This is a genomic window from Pseudomonas saponiphila (assembly GCF_900105185.1).
Classification (GTDB): domain Bacteria; phylum Pseudomonadota; class Gammaproteobacteria; order Pseudomonadales; family Pseudomonadaceae; genus Aquipseudomonas; species Aquipseudomonas saponiphila.
Genome location: NZ_FNTJ01000002.1, coordinates 2,129,382 through 2,150,026 on the forward strand (window position 1 = coordinate 2,129,382; position 20,645 = coordinate 2,150,026).

Annotated in this window: 12 protein-coding genes; 7 read left to right on the plus strand and 5 right to left on the minus strand. The window is 61.8% G+C overall.

What is annotated here, in order from left to right; all coding sequences use genetic code 11:
- Positions 1-31 precede the first annotated feature (31 nt).
- The 4 genes from BLV47_RS31690 to BLV47_RS31705 all read right to left on the minus strand — a co-directional run bounded on the left by BLV47_RS31690 (position 32) and on the right by BLV47_RS31705 (position 4,280).
- The gene (locus BLV47_RS31690) at positions 32-1,864 is read right to left on the minus strand and encodes an ABC transporter ATP-binding protein (RefSeq protein ID WP_092320462.1); all 1,833 of its coding nucleotides are present in this window, start codon (positions 1,862-1,864) and stop codon (positions 32-34) included.
- A gap of 91 nt (positions 1,865-1,955) precedes the next feature.
- A complete protein-coding gene (locus tag BLV47_RS31695) occupies positions 1,956-2,519 on the minus strand; it encodes a peptidylprolyl isomerase (protein WP_016967472.1) in 564 nt (187 codons plus the stop codon).
- Positions 2,520-2,522: 3 nt separating this feature from the next.
- Positions 2,523-3,326, minus strand: coding sequence for an alpha/beta fold hydrolase (locus BLV47_RS31700; RefSeq protein WP_092320463.1), 804 nt, complete (start codon positions 3,324-3,326; stop codon positions 2,523-2,525).
- A 30-nt stretch (positions 3,327-3,356) separates the two neighbouring features.
- Positions 3,357-4,280 (minus strand): PA3225 family LysR-type transcriptional regulator, encoded by a 924-nt coding sequence (locus BLV47_RS31705; protein WP_092320464.1) that lies wholly within the window; start codon positions 4,278-4,280, stop codon positions 3,357-3,359.
- 49 nt (positions 4,281-4,329) lie between these two features.
- Between BLV47_RS31705 and BLV47_RS31710 the strand changes: the two genes are divergently transcribed.
- From BLV47_RS31710 to BLV47_RS31720, 3 genes are all read left to right on the plus strand, one after another.
- Positions 4,330-4,644: a 3-phosphoglycerate kinase gene (locus BLV47_RS31710; RefSeq protein WP_092320465.1), complete on the plus strand. Its 315-nt coding sequence runs from the start codon at positions 4,330-4,332 to the stop codon at positions 4,642-4,644.
- A 157-nt stretch (positions 4,645-4,801) separates the two neighbouring features.
- Positions 4,802-5,401, plus strand: coding sequence for an FMN-dependent NADH-azoreductase (locus BLV47_RS31715; protein ID WP_092320466.1), 600 nt, complete (start codon positions 4,802-4,804; stop codon positions 5,399-5,401).
- 258 nt (positions 5,402-5,659) lie between these two features.
- A complete protein-coding gene (locus BLV47_RS31720; protein ID WP_092320467.1) occupies positions 5,660-6,520 on the plus strand; it encodes a carboxylate/amino acid/amine transporter in 861 nt (286 codons plus the stop codon).
- An 82-nt stretch (positions 6,521-6,602) separates the two neighbouring features.
- Here the strand turns inward: BLV47_RS31720 and BLV47_RS31725 are convergent, their stop codons facing one another.
- A complete protein-coding gene (locus tag BLV47_RS31725) occupies positions 6,603-7,901 on the minus strand; it encodes a mechanosensitive ion channel family protein (RefSeq protein ID WP_092320468.1) in 1,299 nt (432 codons plus the stop codon).
- A gap of 193 nt (positions 7,902-8,094) precedes the next feature.
- Between BLV47_RS31725 and BLV47_RS31730 the strand changes: the two genes are divergently transcribed.
- The 4 genes from BLV47_RS31730 (at position 8,095) to BLV47_RS35865 (ending at position 20,592) form a co-directional block, all read left to right on the plus strand.
- Complete coding sequence (locus BLV47_RS31730; protein WP_092320605.1) at positions 8,095-9,435, plus strand: DEAD/DEAH box helicase; 1,341 nt, start codon at positions 8,095-8,097, stop codon at positions 9,433-9,435.
- A 408-nt stretch (positions 9,436-9,843) separates the two neighbouring features.
- Positions 9,844-11,586, plus strand: coding sequence for a ShlB/FhaC/HecB family hemolysin secretion/activation protein (locus BLV47_RS31735; RefSeq protein ID WP_092320469.1), 1,743 nt, complete (start codon positions 9,844-9,846; stop codon positions 11,584-11,586).
- A gap of 27 nt (positions 11,587-11,613) precedes the next feature.
- The gene (locus tag BLV47_RS31740; RefSeq protein WP_244168985.1) at positions 11,614-20,316 is read left to right on the plus strand and encodes a hemagglutinin repeat-containing protein; all 8,703 of its coding nucleotides are present in this window, start codon (positions 11,614-11,616) and stop codon (positions 20,314-20,316) included.
- Complete coding sequence (locus BLV47_RS35865; protein WP_143038327.1) at positions 20,317-20,592, plus strand: hypothetical protein; 276 nt, start codon at positions 20,317-20,319, stop codon at positions 20,590-20,592.
- The last annotated feature ends 53 nt before the right edge of the window (positions 20,593-20,645 follow it).

Consider the following 20,645-nt stretch of genomic DNA (forward strand, 5'->3'; position numbering starts at 1 on the left):
TCTGGCGCTTGGTGGAGCCGCTGCAGAGGCATCAGTCGATGCCGACGAAACCTCCGGTCTGGTGCTGCCACAGGCGCGCATACAGACCGCCATGGGCCAGCAGTTGGGCGTGGGTGCCGGTCTCGGCGATGCGTCCCTGTTCCAGGACCACCAGGCGGTCCATGCGGGCGATGGTGGAGAGGCGGTGGGCGATGGCGATTACGGTCTTGCCCTGCATCAGGGTTTCCAGGCTTTCCTGGATCGCCGCTTCGACTTCCGAGTCCAGGGCCGAGGTGGCCTCGTCCATGATCAGGATCGGCGCGTCCTTGAGCAGTACCCGGGCGATGGCGATGCGCTGGCGCTGGCCGCCTGACAGCTTGACCCCGCGTTCACCGACATGGGCATCGAAACCGGTACGGCCCTGGGCATCGGACAACAGCGGGATGAAGTCATCGGCGCGGGCCTTGCGCACCGCCTCCCAGAGTTCCTCGTCCGTGGCGTCGGGGCGACCGTAGAGCAGGTTGTCGCGGATCGAGCGGTGCAGCAGCGAGGTGTCCTGGGTGATCATGCCGATGCGTTCGCGCAGGCTTTCCTGGGTCACTTCGGCGATGTTCTGGCCGTCGATGAGGATCTGCCCGCCCTGCAGGTCGTACAGGCGCAGCAGCAGGTTGACCAGGGTCGACTTGCCGGCCCCGGAAGGACCGATCAGGCCGATCTTCTCCCCGGGACGGATGTCCAGGTTGAGGTCGCTGATCACCTTGTTGGCCTTGCCGTAATGGAACTGCACATGCTCGAAGCGCACGCCGCCATTGGCTACGGCCAGCTTGGGCGCCTGCTCGCGGTCGGTGAGCTGCAGCGGCTGGGCGATGGTCTGCAGACCGTCCTCGACCATGCCGATGTTTTCGAAGATGCCGTTGATCACCCACATGATCCAGCCGGACATGTTGACGATGCGGATCACCAGGCCGGTGGCCAGGGCGATGGCCCCGGCGCTGATCAGCGACTGGCTCCACAGCCACAGGGCCAGGCCCGTGGTGCTGACGATCAGCAGGCCGTTTAGGCTGGTAATGGTCACGTCCATGGCGGTGACCACGCGCCCGGCCAGCTGGCTTTTCTCGGTCTGCTCGGCGATCGCCTCGCGGGCGTAGCTCTGCTCGAAGCGGGTGTGGGCGAAGAGCTTGAGGGTGGTGATGTTGGTGTAGCCGTCGACGATCCGCCCCATGAGTTTGGAGCGGGCGTCGGAGGCATCCACCGAACGCTTCTGGATACGCGGCACGAAGTAGCGCATGGCGCCGATGAAGCCCGCGATCCACAGCAGCAGCGGGATCATCAGGCGCCAGTCGGCGTCGGCGAACAGCACCAGGGAGCCGATGGCGTAGATGGTCACGTGCCACAGGGCATCGATCACCTGCACCGAGGAGTCCTGTAGCGAATAGCCGGTCTGCATGATGCGCTGGGCAATGCGTCCGGCGAAGTCGTTCTGGAAGAAGTTCAGGCTCTGGCGCAGCACGTAGCTGTGGTTCTGCCAGCGGATCAGGCTGGTCATGCCGGGGTTGATGGTCTGGTGCATCAACAGGTCGTGCAGGCCCACCATCAGCGGCCGGAACAGCAGGGCCACCACCGCCATCCAGGCCAGTTCCAGGCCGTGGTCGCTGAACACCTGGGCGCTGGGCGTGCCCTGGGCCAGGTCGATGATGGTGCTCAGGTAGCTGAACAGCGACACCTCGATCAGGGCCACGAACAGGCCCACCACCAGCAGGGCGACGAAGCTCGGCCAGACTTGCTTGATGTAGTGGAAGTAGAACGGCAGGACCCGATTGGGCGGGGTGGCGCTGGGGGCGTCGCGGAAGATATCGATCAGTTGTTCAAAACGACGAAAGAGCATGGGGGTCTTGAAGCCCGGGGTGCGGGCTCTCCTGTTCTGAAAGCGGACGGGGCGCCGGTTGCGGCGCCGCCGTCGGGACAGGCTGGCGGATTCAGTCGATGCGCTTGGCCGACTTGATCAGCACCGGGTCCACAGGCACGTTTTGCATGCCTTGCTTGGTGGTGGTCTGGGAATTGACGATCTGGTCCACCACGTCCATGCCGCTCACCACCTTGGCGAATACGGCGTAGCCGGCATCGCGGCCCGGATCGAGGAAGGCGTTGTCGGCGACGTTGATGAAGAACTGGCTGGTGGCCGAGTTGGGGTTGGAGGTGCGGGCCATGGACAGGGTGCCGCGCACGTTATGCAGGCCGTTGGAGGCTTCGTTCTTGATCGGGTCGCGGGTGTCTTTCTGCACCATCTGCGCGGTGAAGCCACCGCCCTGGACCATGAAGCCCGGGATCACCCGGTGGAAGATGGTGTTGGTGTAGAAGCCGCTGTCGACGTAGTCGAGGAAGTTCTTGCTGGAGATCGGTGCCTTGACCGGGTCCAGTTCGACTTCGATCTTGCCGAAGCTGGTGTCCAGCAGGACGTGGGGCGCCTTGGCCGGTTGGGCGGCCATCAGGTTGGCCGCGAACAGCACGGAGCCGGCGACGAGGGCGATTTTTTTCAGCATGGTTCAGTGATCCTGGGTGGTGGTGTCGACTGTGGTTGTAAAGTCCAGCAGGGTTTGGTTGAAGCGCTGCGGCTGGTCCAGCGGCGTGGCGTGACGGGAATCCTCGATCACCACCAGCCGTGCATCCGGCAGCAGTTTGACATAAGCCTCCTTGACCGCCACTGGGGTGTAGTCGTGGTCGGCGCTGACGACCAGGGTTGGACAGGTGATACGGCCCAGACGTTCCTGCACCCCCCAGCCGACGATGGCGTCGAAGCTGGCGAGATAAGCACGTTTGTCGTTTTTTGCCCAGCGCTCGGCCATTTTCCGCCGCAACTCGCCTTGCTCCGGCTTGGGAAACAGCCGCTGGCCCAGGGCCCGGCCGATGGTGGCCAGGCTCAGCACCCGGGCCAGGCTCCAGCGCTTGAACCACTGCCAGTAGTCGTTTGTGCTGCGCACCTTGACTTCGGGGGCGCTGTTGACGATGCACAGGCTCTTGAGCAGTTGCGGCTGATCCACACCCAGCTGGAAGCCGATCATGCCGCCCATGGACAGCCCGACATAGTGCGCGGGGCCCAGGTTCAGGTGTTCGATCAGCGCCACGATATCGGCGGTGAAGCCCGGGATGCTGTAGCGCTCCCGGGGTTTGTCGGAGCGTCCGTGGCCGCGCAGGTCGGGGACGATCAGGCGGTAGCGGCTTGAAAGCTCGGGGATCTGCTTTTCCCAGTCCTGGGCGCTGGAGCCCAGGCCGTGAACCAGCAGCAGGGGATCACCCCGGCCGTATTCCTCGTAGTGCAGGGTGCAACCTTCATGCTCGAAATACGCCATGGCAGAACTCCTGTTCTGGTGGTGGGGATGTCAGGCTTGTTCGGGGGCGGCAAAGGCCGCATCCAGGGGCGCGGTGTCGAAGGTGCGCAGCAGTTCCACGAGAATCTGCGTGGCCGGGCCCAGGGGTTTGTCCTTGTTGGAATAGAGGAAGAAGGTCGGGTGGCGACTGCCGCCCTGGTCCAGGGGCAGGACCTTGAGCAGGCCTTCGCGCAGCTCCCGTTCGATCAGGTGCCGGGGCAGCCAGGCAAAACCCAGGCCGCTGCCAACGAAGGTCGCGGCGGTGGCCAGGCTGCCCACGGTCCAGCGCTGCTCGGCGCCGAGCCAGCCGACATCCCGCGGTTGCTGCCGGCCGGAGTCGCGGATCACCACTTGCAGCTGGCTTTCCAGGTCCTGGAAATGCAGTTCCCGTTGCAGGCGATGCAGGGCGTGTTCCGGGTGGGCCACGGCGACGAACTCCACCGCGCTCAGTTCGGTGCCCAGGTAGCCGGAAATGTTGAAACTGCTGATGGCCAGGTCGGCCACGCCTTCGAGCAGCACCTCCTCGACCCCGGACAGCACTTCCTCGCGCAGGCGCACGCGGCAGCCGCGGCTTTGCGGCATGAAGGCGGTCAGGGCGCGCACCAGCCGCGCATTGGGGTAGGCGGCGTCCACCACCAAGCGCACTTCGGCTTCCCAGCCCTGTTCCATGTGGTGGGCCAGGTCTTCCAGCTGGCTGGCCTGCTTGACCAGTTGCCGGGAGCGACGCAGCAGCACGCCGCCGGCTTCGGTAAGCACGGCCTTGCGCCCGTCGATGCGCAGCAGCGGCACACCGAGCTGGTCCTGCATGCGCGCCACGGTGTAGCTGACCGAGGATTGCGAGCGGTGCAGGGCTTCGGCGGCCTGGGCGAAGCCGCCATGATCGACCACCGCCTGCAGGGTGCGCCATTGATCCAGGGTCACGCGGGGCGCTTTCATGAGGGACTCCTCTTGTCCTAAGCTGGCGCTCCTTATTGGAGACTGCCGAATGAGAAAATTCTGTTGTGTGTTGCTGGCGCTGTTGCCCCTCGGCGCCTGGGCCTATCCCATCGATGTCGAGAAGCAGTTGAACGGCCTGAGCATCGACTACACCACCTTTGCTACCGATGAAGACATCGGCTCCATCCAACTGAACAACTTCGGCAAGCGCGACGCCGTGTGTTCGGTGGTGTTTCGCAATGGCCCCGAGTCGCCGCGCACCCGCAAGGTGGAAGTCGCTGCGGGGCAGAGCAAGAACGTCACCGCCAAGTTCAACCGCAATATCATCAAGCTGCGCCTGGAACTGAACTGCCAGGCCAAGTGATCGAAGCAGGCCGGTCCAGGGAATTGCACTGGGGCCGGCTGTGCTTATAAACGAATTTATTGATTGGTTATAGCAGTTATTTGCGCTTTTTCATCGATATCACTCTGTTTAATCTGCCCCCCATCGACTTACGCATACCCCGATGGAGGCTTCAGCCATGTCCCGCGTCCTGATCATTGAAAGCAGCGCCCGCCAGCAGGATTCCGTATCCCGGCAACTGACCCAGACCTTTATCCAGCAATGGCAGGCCGCTCACCCCGGCGACTCGATCACGGTCCGCGACCTGGCCCGCAACCCGGTGCCGCACCTGGACGCCAACCTGCTGGGCGGCTGGATGAAACCCGCCGAGCAGCGCAGCGCCGCCGAGCAGGACTCCCTGCAACGCTCCAACGAATTGACCGAAGAGCTGCTGGCCGCCGACGTGCTGGTGCTGGCCGCGCCGATGTACAACTTCGCCATTCCCAGCACCCTGAAGGCCTGGCTCGACCATGTGCTGCGCGCCGGGGTGACCTTCAAGTACACCGATACCGGGCCCCAGGGCCTGCTCACCGGCAAGCGCGCCTACGTGCTCACTGCCCGGGGCGGTATCTACGCCGGCAGCAGCGCCGATCACCAGGAACCCTACCTGCGTCAGGTGATGGGCTTTATCGGTATCCACGACGTCGAGTTCATCCACGCCGAAGGCCTGAACATGGGCGGCGACTTCCATGAAAAGGGCCTGAACCAGGCCAACGCCAAGCTGGCTCAGGTGGCCTGAGCCAGGGTGCCTGGGTCGAGGCGCCGCTCAGCGAAGGGCTTTGTGGCGCCGTTAATCTGCAGATAATCCCCCGGTGTTGAAGTAGCGCCTGCGGATCCCCTTCAAGCCGGTTCGCGCATCGAACCTCCCTTTGCACTGGTTGCTCCTTCAGTGCTGACGCCCGATTGCACGCTTAGCGAGATCGGGCTTTTTTTTGCCCGGGATTTCATCTGCGCGGGCAAAACCGCTATCGTCGCCGCCATTCAAGACGAGGCGAACATGGGCTATCTACTTTTTGTCACCCTGATCCAGGCGTTTTCCTTCAGCCTGATCGGCGAATACCTGGCCGGGCATGTCGACAGCTACTTCGCGGTGCTGGTGCGGGTGCTGCTGGCGGGGCTGGTGTTCATTCCACTGACCCGTTGGCGCCGGGTGGAGCCGGCCTTCATGCGCGGCATGCTGCTGATCGGTGCGCTGCAGTTCGGCATCACCTACGTGTGCCTGTACCTGAGCTTTCGCGTGCTGACGGTGCCAGAGGTGCTGTTGTTCACCATCCTCACGCCGCTGCACGTGACCCTGATCGAAGATGCCCTGAACCGGCGCTTCAACCCCTGGGGCCTGCTGGCGGCACTGGTGGCGGTGGCGGGCGCGGTAGTGATCCGCTATGACAGCGTCAATCCGGATTTCTTCATCGGCTTCTTGCTGCTGCAACTGGCCAACTTCACCTACGCCGCCGGGCAAGTGCTGTACAAGCACCTGGTGGCGCGCTACCCCAGCGACCTGCCGCACTACCGGCGCTTCGGCTACTTCTACCTGGGCGCCTTGCTGGTGGTGCTGCCGGCGTTCCTGCTGTTCGGCAAGGCCCATTACCTGCCGGACGCGCCGCTGCAATGGGCGGTGCTGCTGTTTCTCGGCCTGGTGTCCACGGCATTGGGCATGTACTGGTGGAACAAGGGCGCGTGCCTGGTGAGCGGTGCCACCCTGGCGGTGATGAACAACCTGCATGTGCCGGTGGGGCTGTTGATCAACCTGCTGATCTGGAACCAGCACGAAGACCTGGGACGCTTGTTGCTGGGCGGCTTGGTGATCCTCGCGGCGGTATGGATCAGCCGTCGCGGCGCCCGGCACCCCAACCTGTAGGAGCCGGCTTGCCGGCGAAAGGGCCCGCAAGCGTTGCGTCTGGCCGCTCAACGCCTTCGCTGGCAAGCCAGCTCCTACCGGGTTACAGAGCGTGCTTCTCTACCGTCGGCACATGGCTGGCGCCCGCTATCGCCGGCAGCAAGCCGGCCCGCAGGTCGGTGCCGCTGGGCTGCTGGTAGAGGTTCAGGCCGAACTCCGGCATCACCGCCAGCAGGTAATCGAAGATATCCCCCTGGATGCGCTCGTAATCGACCCAGGCGGTGGTGCGGGTAAAGCAGTAGATCTCCAGGGGAATGCCCTGGGCCGTGGTCTGCATCTGGCGCACCATGCAGGTCATGTTCGGCTGGATCTCCGGGTGGCTCTTGAGGTACGCCAGGGCATAGGCGCGGAAGGTGCCGATATTGGTCATGCGCCGACGGTTGGCCGACAGCGCGGCGACGTTGCCCTGGGCTTCGTTCCAGGTCTTGAGCTCGGCCTGCTTGCGCCCGATGTAGTCGGTGAGCAGGCGCACCTTGCTCAGCCGCACTTCTTCGTCGTCATGCAGAAACCGCACGCCGCTGGCGTCGATGTACAGGCTGCGCTTGATCCGCCGGCCGCCGGACTGCTGCATGCCGCGCCAGTTCTTGAACGACTCGCTCATCAGGCGCCAGGTGGGGATGGAGACGATGGTCTTGTCGAAGTTCTGCACCTTGACTGTGTGCAGGGTGATGTCCACCACATCGCCGTCGGCGCCGACCTGGGGCATCTCGATCCAGTCGCCGACCCGCAGCATGTCGTTGCTGGTCAACTGCACGCTGGCGACGAAGGACAGCAGGGTGTCCTTGTAGACCAACAGGATCACCGCCGACATGGCGCCCAGGCCCGAGAGCAGCAACAGCGGCGAGCGGTCGATCAGGGTGGCGACGATGATGATCGCGCCAAACACGTACAGCACCATCTTCGCCAGTTGCACATAGCCCTTGATCGAACGGGTGCGGGCGTGTTCGGTGCGGGCGTAGATGTCCAGCAGGGCATTGAGCAGGGCACTCAGGGCCAGCAGTTGGAACAGGATGGTGAAGGCCATGGCCAGGTTGCCGAGGAACAGCAGGCTGGTCTTGCTCAGCTCCGGCACCAGGTGCAGGCCGAACTGGATCACCAGGGACGGGGTCATCTGCGCCAGGCGGTGGAACACCTTGTTGCGGCGCAGGTCATTGAGCCAGTGCAAGGACGGCTGGCGGCCCAGCAACCTGATGGCGTGCAGCACCAGGTAGCGAGCCACCCGTCCGAGCACCAGGGCGACCACCAGCAACAGGGTCAGGCCGATGCCAGCGTGCAGGAGAGGGTGTTGATCGAGGGCTCCCCAGAGGTCCTGGGTATTGAGCCAGAGCTGTTTGAAATCCATGGGCTAAAACGATTCTTCTATGGGACACGAGGGGAGGATTAGAGCATTTAACCCTGGAAAAGTTACGGTTAAGGACAAATCGGCTCACAAAAAACCAACTCTTTGCCACCGTTTGCACAAAGAAACTCGGCCTGCGCGCTCGAAACCGTTACCCTATGCAGCTGTTTTTTTGCATATCTTCGAGGTAGCACCCGTGTTTTCCCAATTCGCCCTGCACGAACGCCTGCTCAAAGCCGTGGCCGAGCTTAAATTTGTCGAGCCGACGCCGGTGCAAGCTGCGGCTATTCCGCTCGCGCTGCAAGGGCGTGACCTGCGGGTGACGGCACAGACCGGCAGCGGCAAGACCGCGGCTTTCGTCCTGCCAATCCTCAATCGCCTGATCGGCCCGGCGAAGATCCGCGTCAGCATCAAGACCCTGATCCTGCTGCCGACCCGGGAACTGGCCCAGCAGACCCTCAAGGAAGTCGAGCGCTTCTCCCAGTTCACCTTCATCAAGTCCGGCCTGATCACCGGCGGTGAAGACTTCAAGGTCCAGGCCGCCATGCTGCGCAAGGTGCCGGACATCCTCATCGGCACCCCGGGCCGCATGCTGGAGCACCTCAATGCCGGCAACCTGGACCTGAAGGAAGTCGAAGTACTGGTGCTCGACGAAGCCGACCGCATGCTCGACATGGGCTTTGCCGAAGATGTGCAGCGCCTGGTGGACGAATGCCCGAACCGCCAGCAGACCATGCTGTTCTCCGCCACCACCGGCGGCTCCGGCCTGCGCGAGATGGTCGCCAAGGTCCTCAACAACCCTGAGCACCTGCAACTCAACAGCGTCAGCCAGCTCAACGAAACCACCCGTCAGCAGATCATCACCGCCGACCACAACCAGCACAAAGAGCAGATCGTCAACTGGTTGCTGGCCAACGAGACTTACCAGAAGGCCATCGTCTTCACCAACACCCGGGCCATGGCCGACCGTATCTATGGCCGCCTGGTGGCCCAGGACTACAAGGCATTCGTACTGCACGGCGAAAAGGACCAGAAGGACCGCAAGCTGGCCATCGACCGCCTGAAGCAGGGCGGGGTGAAGATCCTGGTGGCCACCGACGTTGCCGCCCGTGGCCTGGACGTCGATGGCCTGGACCTGGTGATCAACTTCGACATGCCCCGCAGCGGCGACGAATACGTGCACCGCATCGGCCGTACCGGCCGCGCCGGCAACGATGGCCTGGCCATCTCGCTGATCTGCCACGGCGACTGGAACCTGATGTCGAGCATCGAGCGCTACCTCAAGCAGAGCTTCGAGCGCCGCACCATCAAGGAAGTCAAAGGCACTTATAGCGGCCCGAAAAAGGTCAAGGCCTCCGGCAAGGCCGCTGGCGTGAAGAAGAAAAAGACCGACGCCAAGGGTGACAAGAAAAAGGCCGTGGCCAAGTCGCCGACCAAGCGCAAGACCGCCAACCGCCCGAAAAGCGACAGCCTGGTCAGCCAGGACGGCCTGGCACCGCTCAAGCGCCGCAAGCCACAGGCGCCAGCGGCTGAGTAAGCCCGCCGCTTGCTGTCAATAAAAAGCCCGGACCTGATCCGGGCTTTTTTTGGCTGGCTTTCAGAGGTACTCCGGGCCTCGATGGCTTCAACTGGCCTCAGGCTTCCCGAGCCATTTCGGCACCCCGGGCAATCTGGGCCATGCGCCGAGTTTTGGCTAAGCAGCCCAAGTTCGAAGAGACGCTTCTGGCGGATTAACAGGTTGTTGCCAAGAAACCTTCCCTGAAGATTCAGAAGTGTCTGATGTGTCAGTGGCAGGGTAAATCTAGTAGCGGCACCCGCTGCAGGGCCCGGATTCCGGGGGTTGTGCAGTTTGTTGGAGGCGTTCAACGCTTATTTGACGCCAGGTTGATGGCACATTAACATCCCCGCCCTTCCTTGACCTTGCTGCCCTTTCGAAGGATCGAATATGTCTGTCTCCACCCTCGGGATGAGGTTGTGCTGCGCGCTGTCCTGCCTGCTGCTGACTGGCCCCTTGCACATGGCGCTTGCCGCCCCCTTGCCTGCACCGACGTTCAGCCCCGGTGACCAGGAGCTGATCCGCGACCGGCAGAACCGCCTGCTGGAAGAACAGCAGCGGCGACTCGAAGAACTCAAAGACCTGCCCGGCAAGAGCGCCACGCCTGTAGCGCCCAGCGCACCGGCCGACAGCCGCTGCTTCCCGATCAAGGACATCCAGCTCAAGGGCGCCGACTCGCTGTCCGCCAGCGAGCGTGACAGCCTGCTCAAGCCCTACATCGGCCAGTGCCTGGGCGTGCCCCAGCTCAACGAGCTGCTCAAGGTCATCACCAACCGCTACCTCGAAAAGGGCCTGGTCACCAGCCGCGCCTACCTGCCGCAGCAGGACCTATCCAGCGGCCACCTGCAGGTGCTGGTGGTGGAAGGCAAGCTCGAAGGCCTCAAGGCCGCCGACGGCAGCAAGCTCAGCGCCCGCGAACTGAACATGGCCTTTCCCGGCAGCAGCGGTGAGCTGCTCAACCTGCGGCAGATCGAGCAGATGGTCGACCAGCTCAACCGCCTGCCGTCGAACCAGGCGCAGATGGAACTGGCCCCGGGCCAAGCCGTGGGCGGCAGCGAAGTGCTGGTCAAGAACAACCCGCAAAAGCCCTGGCGCGTCGGTCTGTCGCGCAGCAACGAGGGCCAGAAGAGCACTGGCGAACAACAGTGGGGCAGCTCTTTCGAATGGGACAGCCCTTTAGGCCTGGCCGACCAGTTGGTGCTGCGCGGTGGCCACGACGCCATCAGCGACCACCAGAAAACCTCGCGCAACGCCATGCTCTATTACAACCTGCCGTTTGGCTGGTGGAACCTCAGCTACAGCTACAGCCAGAGCGAATACCGCTCCCTGGCTCAGGGGCAGGGCTTCAACTTCAAGCAGACCGGCGACAGCCAGAACCACCAACTGCGCGTGGAGCGAGTGATCCACCGCGATGCCGTGAGCAAGACCTCGCTCAATAGCGGCCTGAGCTACCTGCGCACCAACAACTACATCGAAGACAGCAAGCTCGCCAACAGCAGCAACCGCCTCAGCGAAGCCCAGTTCGGCATCAACCACGGCCGACGCATCGGCGGCGCGTTCGTCAACTTCGACCTAGGGCTGCAGGACGGCATCGGCGCCTTCGATGCCCAGCGCGAAAACCAGCGTGACAAATATGGCAATCGTCAGGCCAACGCGCGCTATCGCAAATACACCGCCACCGCCAGCTACCTGCAGCCGTTCAAGCTGTGGGACGAGTCCCTGGTGTTCAGCAGCCTGGTCACCGGCCAGCGCAGCGAGGATGTGCTGTTCAGCTCGCAACGCATGAGCTTGGGCAGCCAGTCCTCGATCCGTGGCTACAAGGACCAGAGCCTCAATGGCGACAGCGGCTACTACTGGCGCAACGACCTGCGCTGGAGTCGCCCGGTGACCTGGAACTGGCTGCGCCCGGCGTTCGCCGAGTACGGCACTGGGCTCGGCTATGACGTCGGCGCGATCCGCAACGACCGCTACAACGCCGAGCAGCATGGCCGCGTCTCCAGCGACTCCATCGAATTTTTCGCCCGCGGCAAGCACCTCGCCGCCAGCCTGACCTTCGCCCATTCCCTCGAGCGGCCAGATGCCCTGAGTGAGCGGGAAGCACCGATCTACTTCCGTTTGGACCTGTTCCTCTAATTCCGTTTTTTGCCTGAGATTCTTGACATGGACGTTCGCCAATTTGCCTTCCTGGCCCGCCAGCCTTCGGCTGCCCTGCAACCACGCGACACCTTCTGGGGACTGTCGAAACGCGGGTTGGCGTTCATCCTCGCCAACATGATGTTCTGGCAGCCGGTGGTGGCGATGGCCGACGGCATCGTGGTCAACGGCAGCGGTACAACACTGGGGCAGGCGGGCAATGGCGTGCCCATCGTCAATATCGCCACGCCCAACGGCAGCGGGCTGTCCCACAACCAATTCAGCGACTACAACGTCGGCCAGCAGGGCGTAATTCTCAACAACGCCACGCAAAACCTGCAGAACACCCAGTTGGGTGGCTACATCATCGGCAACAGCAACCTGGGTGGCCGCGCGGCCAATGTGATCCTCAACGAGGTCAATGGCGGCAGCCCCAGCCAGCTCAAGGGCTACACCGAAGTGGCCGGGCAATCGGCCCATGTCATCGTCGCCAACCCCTATGGCGTGACCTGCAATGGCTGCGGCTTCATCAACACCCCCAAAGCCACCCTGACCACGGGCAAACCGGTGATCGAGAACGGCCAGGTGCAGCGTTACCAGGTGGACCAGGGCAGCGTTGCAATCGAAGGCGCGGGGCTCAACGCGAGCAATATCGACCGGTTCGAAATCATCACCCGCAGCGCGAAGATCAACGCCGAGATTCAGGCCAAGCACTTGGCGGTGATCGCCGGGGCCAACGATGTCGACGCCAAGACCTTGAACGCCACGGCCCGCGCCGCCAACCCGGCGGATGCGCCGCAACTGGCCATCGACTCATCAGCACTGGGCGGCATGTACGCCGGGGCGATCAAGCTGGTGGGTACTGAGGCCGGAGTCGGGGTGAAGCTGGCGGGGGACATGGCCACCAGCGGTGGTGACCTGCAAATCGATGCCAACGGCAAATTGACCCTGGCTCGTGCTCAAGCCCAGGGCGACGTGCAACTCAAGGCGCAAGCGGTGCAACTGACCGAGTCGGTGTATGCCGACCGGAACGCCAAAGTGGTTGCCGCTGAAACACTCACGGTGGACAAAAACCTGACGGCGGGCGGCAACCTGCACCTCGAAGGTCAGCAGGTGGTCAGTCGCGGTCAGCTCAATGCGGGGCTCCAGCGGCAAGACGACACCCAGATCATTCATCCCGCCAGCCATTTGCAGCTTCAGGGTGGCAGTCTGACCAACACCGGCAGTATCAACGCTCGGGGCCGTCTCACGACCGATCTGGAGCGCTTGGATAACCGGGGTGCGGAACTGGTGGCAGCGGGGGATCTGCACCTCAAGGCCGCAAGCATCGATAACCGTGGCGGTCAGTTGATTGGCCATCAAGCCCTGAAGGTTGAAGGCGATAGTCTGGATAACCGTGGCGGGACCCTGGCCGCCGAGCGGTCACTCAAGGTGGCGCTCGACAGCCTGGACAACCGCGATCAGGGGCTGATCCTCAGCAAAAGCGCAGACTTGACCCTCAATGCCGGCAGCCTCGATAACCGCCAGGGCACCCTGCAAGCCAACCAGGGCGAGCTCAAGGCCAAGGTCAAGCAGGTCCTCGATAACGGCGGCGGCAAGATCCTCACGGGTGCCGGCAAACTGAGCCTGGAAGCTGATGAACTGCGCAACCAGCAAGGACGACTGAACGCCCAGACTGGCAAGCTTGAAGTCAAGAGCACGACCTTCGACAACACTCAGGGGCAGGCCCGCGGGGCGGCAGTCGAGATCAGCAGCAGTTCCCGTCTGATCAATGATCAGGGGCATGTACTGTCCACCGCAGGCGATTTGCAACTCAAGGGCGGCGAGGTCCGCAACAACGAGGGCGAGATCGCTAGCCAGAAGCACCTGCAAGTCTCCGTCGACAGTCTGCAGAACCAGAAGGGCAGCCTCAGCGCCGAAACCATCGGGCTGGCACTTGCCGGCAAGCTGGACAACGACGCGGGGCTGATCGAGTCCCGGGAAAGCCTCACGGTGGACGCCGGTTCAGTGAGCAACGCCAAGGGCCGTTTGCGGGCGCTGGGCGAGCTGGGCGAGAGCCGCTTCAGCATCGGTGGTCGTTTTGATAACGACCAGGGCCTGGTGGAGATCGGCAATCAGCGCTTGCTGCTGAGCAGTGGGGGCCTGAGCAACCAGCAAGGACTGGTGCGCCACCTGGGGCAGCAAGGCTTTGCGTTGTCCCTGGCGGACACCGGCAATGCCGGCGGCAGTTTCATCACCAACAGCCGGCTGGATCTGGACCTGGCGGACTGGAGCAACACCAGCCAGATCCAGGCACAAAAGATCGGCTTGAAGGTCGGGACCTTCACCCAGACCCGCACTGGCAAGCTGGTTTCGGTCGAGGGTGTCGAGGCGAGCGGCAATCATTGGATCAACGATGGCGGCCTGGAAACCGATGGCGACCTGAAGCTGATTCTCAGTGGTTCCTACCAGGGCAACGGCCTGCTCAAGAGCCAGGGGCGCATGACTTTCGCAGCCGCCCGCGCCGACCTTGGCCAGGAGGCCGAGGTGCGCAGCGGTGCTGCCGCCGATTTCACCCTCGGCAGTCACCTGCAGAACCTCGGCACGCTCACGGCCGCCGGTGACCTGCAACTCAAGGTCGACAGCCTGACCAACCAAGGCACCCTGGGGGCGGGCAATGCCTTGCACATTGAAACCCCGACCCTGGTCAACCAGGGCGGGCTGATCTTCAGCGGCGCCGACATGCGGCTGGAAACCAGCAGCCTGACCAACGACAAGGGTGACATCTACAGCCTTGGGCGCCTGGACGTGAATGCCCCGGGACAACAACCGGCCAGCCTGATCGAAAACATTTCCGGCACCATTGAAAGCGCCCATGGCATGCAATTGCTGGCCAACCGCCTGATCAACCGCAAGGAGAAGTTCGCCTTTATTCCGGCCCTGACCTCCGGGCGTATCACCTTGCACTTCACCGACAACTGCAAGGGCAAGCACTGTGCAGCCTCCTACTCGGTGACCGAGGTTTACGGCACGAAAATCACCGAGGATTCCCAGCGCGGTAACCTGATTTCCGGCGCCGAGCTGACCTTCAAGGGCGACAGCTTCGAGAACCAGTTCAGTACCGTTTCTGCCGCCGGTGATATCAGCCTGCAAAGTAACAGCCTGAAGAACATCGGTGCCGGTGGCGGCGAGATCCGTAATTACTCTTATTCGATCTACACCAAGAGCGACAGTGCCTATTACACCTTCGTCAACAACATCGGGCGCTACAACGCCTACAACGACCCCAACTCTGCCAGTTACAACCCTACGGCGATGCCGCTGGGAGCGATTGCCCTCGGCAGCCTGATCGGCTTCAGCAAGGTCGAGACCTCCGGCAGTGGCGAAGTTGCCGCGGCAGTCATCCAGGGCGCCGGCAAGGTGGACATCACCGGCACCCAACTGCTGGAAAACAGCCTGATTCGTCCGGGTGAAACCGTAGCCGCCAGTGCCAGCCGGGTCGGCCTGACCGCCGTGGACAGCAGCACCCAGGCCCTGCCGCAGTTGAGCCTGCAAGCCGCTCCGGACCTGCAGCAACAAGCGGTCAACCCTCTGGCCTTGCCCGGTTTCAGCTTGCCGCAAGGTGACAGCGGCTTGTTCAAGGTCAGCCGCAACCCGCAACACAAGTATCTGATCGAAACCAACCCGGCGTTCGCCAACCTCAAGCAGTTCATCAGTTCCGATTACCTGCTCAGCCGCATCGGTTTCAACAGCGACCAGACCCAGCGCCGCCTGGGCGACGGGCTCTACGAACAACGGCTGATCCGCGAAGCGGTGATTGCCCGCACCGGCCAGCGTTTCATCGCCGGGCTGGACAGCGACGAAGCGATGTTCCGCCACCTGATGGACAACGCGATCGCCAGCAAGACCGCCCTTGACCTGTCACCGGGTGTCGCCCTGACCTCAGCCCAGGTTGCGGCCCTGACCCACGACATCGTCTGGATGCAGGAGCAGCAGATCAACGGCGAGAAGGTCCTGGTACCGGTGCTGTACATGGCCCAGGCCAACAAACGCCTGGCGCCCAATGGCGCGCTGATCCAGGGGCGCGACGTGAACCTGATCTCCGGCGGCACCCTGGCCAACCAGGGCACCCTGCGCGCCAGTGCGCAACTGCAGGCCAGCGCCCAGAACATCGACAACAGCGGTCTGATGGAGGCCAACGAACGCCTGTCGCTGCTGGCCACCCAAAGCATCCGCAATGCCCAGGGCGGGATTCTCAAAGGCCAGGACGTCAGCCTGGTCGCGACCCAGGGCGACGTCATCAACGAGCGTTCGAAAGTCAGCCAGGACACCCGTTATGGCGGTGGAGTCCAGCACAACGACTACCTCAACAGCGCAGCTCGGGTCGAGGCGGGCAACCGCCTGACTATCGACGCCGGACGGGATATCCGTAACAGCGGCAGCGTGCTCCAGGCTGGAGGGGATGCGAGTCTCAAGGCGGGGCGTGATCTGGCGCTGGTGGCCACTGAGCAAGTGAACAGCAGCAGCGGACGCCACAAGAAGACCAGCTGGAGCCAGAGCCAGACCACCCAGTACGGCAGTGAAGTGCAGGTCGGTGGCAATCTTTCCGCCACGGCCGGCCAGGATCTGCAGATGGTGGCCAGCAAGGTCGCGGCCCAAGGCAACCTTGCATTGGCAGCGGCGCGTGATGTTTCCATCGAAGCCGCGGCCAATGAGAGCCACCGCGCGTCGAAGAGCAAAAAGGTCACCAGCAGTAACGATCAGGTACGTCAGCAGGCATCCTCGGTGACCGCTGGCGGCGATCTGTCGATCAAGGCGGGTCAGGACCTGACCTTGGTGGCCAGCCAGGTGAAGGGCGAGCAAAACGTCGCGTTGGATGCCACTCGCGACCTTAGCCTGCTGTCCGCCAAGGACGAGAGCGCCTCTTTCTACTCGAAGAAGAGCAAAGGCTCCTTCGGACGTAGCAGCAGCAAGCAGCAGGAGAGCTACCACAGCACCAACATCGCCTCGGTGGTCGAGGCCGGGAAAGACCTGACCCTCAACACCAGCAAGAAAGCCGATGGTGGCATGAGCATCAACGGTGGCCGCGATGTCACGGTGATTGGCAGCCAGCTCAAGGCCGGTGCAGACCTGATGGTCGGCGCCACCGGTGATGTGGCGATCCTATCCGGCGTTGAGGAGCACGGCTCCTACAGCAAGAAAACCAAATCCGGCTTCCTCGGCCTGTCGAAAAGCGGCAAGAGCCAGTTGCAAACCACCGCGACCCAGGTCGGCAGCGAGCTGAGCGCTGGCAACGATGTGGTGGTGGCCGCAGGCAACGATATCCGCCTGCGGGCCAGTGAAACCAAGGCCGGCAACGATGTGGAACTGCGTGCCGGGCTGGTCAAGGACACGGGTGACATCAACCTGGTTTCGGCCAACGACAGCGCCTACAGCCGCAGCGAGCAGTACAAGAAAAAGGTCGGGCTGTCCTCCTCCGGGGCCAGCGTTTCCTTTGCCTCGGCCAAGGAGTCCGGACGCCAGGCGCAAAGCAACACCAGCGTGGGTAGCCAGGTGCTGGCCGAGCGCGATGCGAGCCTGAAAGCCGAGCGCGACATCAACGTGGTGGGCAGCGGCATCAGCGCCGGGCGCAATGTCAGCCTCGACGCCGGCCGTGACGTCAATGTGGTGGCGGCACAGAACAGCTCGGCGGAGCAGGACTGGAAAAAGAACAAGCAAGTCGGCGTGGGCGTCAGCAGTGACGACAACGGTGTGAGCTTCTTCGCCGGGGCCGAGCGCAACAAGGAAAAGAACCGCGTCGAAACCCAGACCGCCGCCGCCAGCCAGATCAGCGCCGGTGCAGACCTGTCGGTCAACGCCAAGCGCGACATCAATCAAATTGGTTCCGACCTCAAGGCCGAGCACGACATCAACCTGGTGGCCGGCCGCGACATCAAGATCGACGCCGCCCGGGAAGTGCGGGTGACCGAGCAGCAGCGCGAAAGCGAGCGCAATGGCCTGGGCATCACCCTCAACCACAACTATGGCAAGACCAAGGACGCGGTGAACGGCGCCGGCGACGGCGAAAACAACACCAGCAAAGCCTCCAGCACCCTCAAGGCCGTCGACGCGGTCAGCCAGTTCCTCGCCGGGCCGACCGTCGACGTCAAACTCGGCAACAGCAAGCAAAGCAGCAGCCAGGAGATCATCGAGCAGAGCAACCGCTCTTCAACCCTGCAGGCCGGCAACGACCTGAACCTCACGGCCAACAACGACGTGACCGTCAAGGGCAGCCAGCTGGGTGCCGGGCGCGACATCAACATCAAAGGGCGCGACGTCACCCTGGATGTGGCCAAAGGCAGTATCAGCGAGGAAACCCGCAACACCGAGATGTGGGGCGGCATTCACGGCGGCACCAGTGGCGGCTTCAAGATCGGCGTCGGCGGCAGTTTCGGCACCGCCAGCACCGAGAGCAGCCAAGGTTCCTCCACCGTCACCCAATTGGATGCCGGGCGCGACATCAACCTCAAGGCCAGCAACGACCTGAACCTGATCGGCACCCAGGCCCAGGCCGGACGCAACATCGACCTGGATGCCGGCAACGACCTGAACATCCGCGCCGCGCAGAACGACCACAGCAGCGAAAACAACCGCAACAGTGGTGGTGGGGAAGCGGGCTTCACCTTTGGTTCAGAAGGCGTGGGCGTCTACGTCAGCGTCAGCATGGGCAAAGGCAATCTGGAGCGTGAAGGCGAGCGCCAGCAAGAGGCCTATCTCTATGCTGGGGACCGTCTGGGTTTCACCAGTGGCAAGGACACCAACATTGCGGGTGCCAACCTGCGTGGCGATGAAGTGATCGGGCGTGTCGGGGGGGACCTGAACGTCGCTTCGGTCGCCGATACCGGCAAGGTCAAGGGCAAGGAATTCGACATCAGCGTCACCGCCACCTTTGGTCCTGCCCCGGGGCTTAGTGGCTCGGTCGGTTATGGCCAGACCACCGGCAAGACTGATTGGGTTGAAGAACAAACCCGCATCACTGGCAAGAACAAGGTCGATATCCGCACCGAAAACCACACCCAGATCGACGGCGCACTGATCGCCGCCGACAACGGCAACCTCAAGCTGGATACCGGCACCCTGGGCTTCAGCGATATCGCCGGCAAGGACAAGGAACACGGCTATTACCTGAACGTGGGCGGCACCTACAGCTCCGGTAGTGGCACCACACAAGACAGCAGCCAGGTGGGCAAAGGCAAGGAAGGTGAAACCGGCTGGAGCGTCAGCGGCTGGGATTACCAAAAGGACCGCGAGCAGATCGTGCGCGCCACCGTCGGGGCGGGCGAGATCGTGGTGCGCAAGGATGCCGAGACCGGGGCCGATTCAACGGCCGGGCTGAATCGGGATGTGAACAAAGCGTATGAGATCACCAAGGATGAGGAGTCGCGTACGGATCTGTATGCGAGCAGTTCTTCCATTGGAGCGGTGGCGAGTCCGAAGAAGACGTATGAGCAGTGGAAGAAGAATGTTGAGTTGTATGGGGAGAACAGTCGAGACGCGCTGTTAAAGCTCGACGAGCTTATGGCCAGTATGGTCGTGCTAATGACAGCGGGAAGCGATATCGAGTTTGCATCCAGGCATGTGAATAATGTGCTGATGATCCGTGAAAACGCCCGAAAACTCGTCAGTAAGGATGAGAACAAGCGTGCGGAGGGCATGGATTATCTGATCCGAGCAAAAGTCGGCGAAGCGAATGGAGAGCGTGCGCAACTTCTTATCGCTCGAATGAAGGATATCGCCCGCGAGAGCCCGGAAAAGTCACTTGAGCTGGCAGAAATGTTGGCCAGTTTGAAGAACCCTTCAAATGGATCGCTAAATCTCGCCGCTGCTCCTGCCGCAGGAGTGATGGGAGCCTTAGCGTTTGCGCTGGTTTACTCAGTAGCGACGCCCCAGACTCAAGAAAATATGCGTAATACGGCCAACTCGGTTGTGGAAAGCGCCAAAAAAGCAGGTGGTGTTGCAAAGGAAGAGGTGCAGAGGCAGCTAAGAATTTCGATGGGCCTTTGGACGTTGATAACCGTCACTGCGTTTCCAATTCACCTGCTTGATGATGAAAACCGAAAGCTGGTCAATCCGATTGTTGATACAGCAGGATGGAACCCTGCCGGCGGGGGCTACGCTGAGGGCGACGGAGTTATTACAACGCCGCATACCGGTGGTACTCAACTGGATGGAGTGCAGAGGGATGGTGCCTATGTGACTCCGGAGCACAAGCTAAGTCCGGGTATTGTGTATAGTGAAAAGGTATCGGAAAAAGGAACTGTGACCATTGCACAGAACCTCCCTGATAGTAGATTGCCTCTACAAAAAGAAATTGATATTGCTAATATTCTTGCCGAAGAGCGAGGGGTGAGTGTTCTGTTGAGAGGCTCTAATACACCAAGTGGTGACGCGACTATTCGTTTGCCAGATGGCACAAGGCTTCGTGCGGAGTTTAAAACTTTTGAAACTCCAGATGCTCCGGTGTCAGAGCTGACAGATAATCGTATAAAGAGAATATTTGAGCGAAATATTAGTACCGGAAGCTCGCAACTTAATGGTTTTCCAAGTGCGGTGGTAATTGATGCGCGTGCATTGAGTTTGTCATCTGAACAGGTTGCTGGTTATATAGATAGAGCTTTAAATAATGTGGTGCCGAAACGTCCTGAGTTGGAGCAGGTTTTTGCAATTACACAGCATGGGGTTATTCAAATGCCGATTGTGAGGGGGAAGTAAATGGGTACGTATTATTATTTGTGCTGCAAAACTTGCCGAATTTCATTGAACTTAGGAAAGAAGCTGGCGAAGGAAGGGGGGCGATTAGTTGTTCAGGGTGTTTACTCTGACAAGGAAAGGGCTTGGCTCAATGATAAGCGTGCATGGGATATTATTCAGGCCTTTTTTCAGCAACATGAAGGGCATGATTTACTATTCGTTAATGATGACGATTTTTCGCAGATCCAGTTGTATGACTATGTTGAAGGAGACGACTTTTGGGATGGGGTAACTTGATAGGTGGGTTTCTCTATAATAATAATTTTTGTTGTGGTTGATACGTAAAGCTC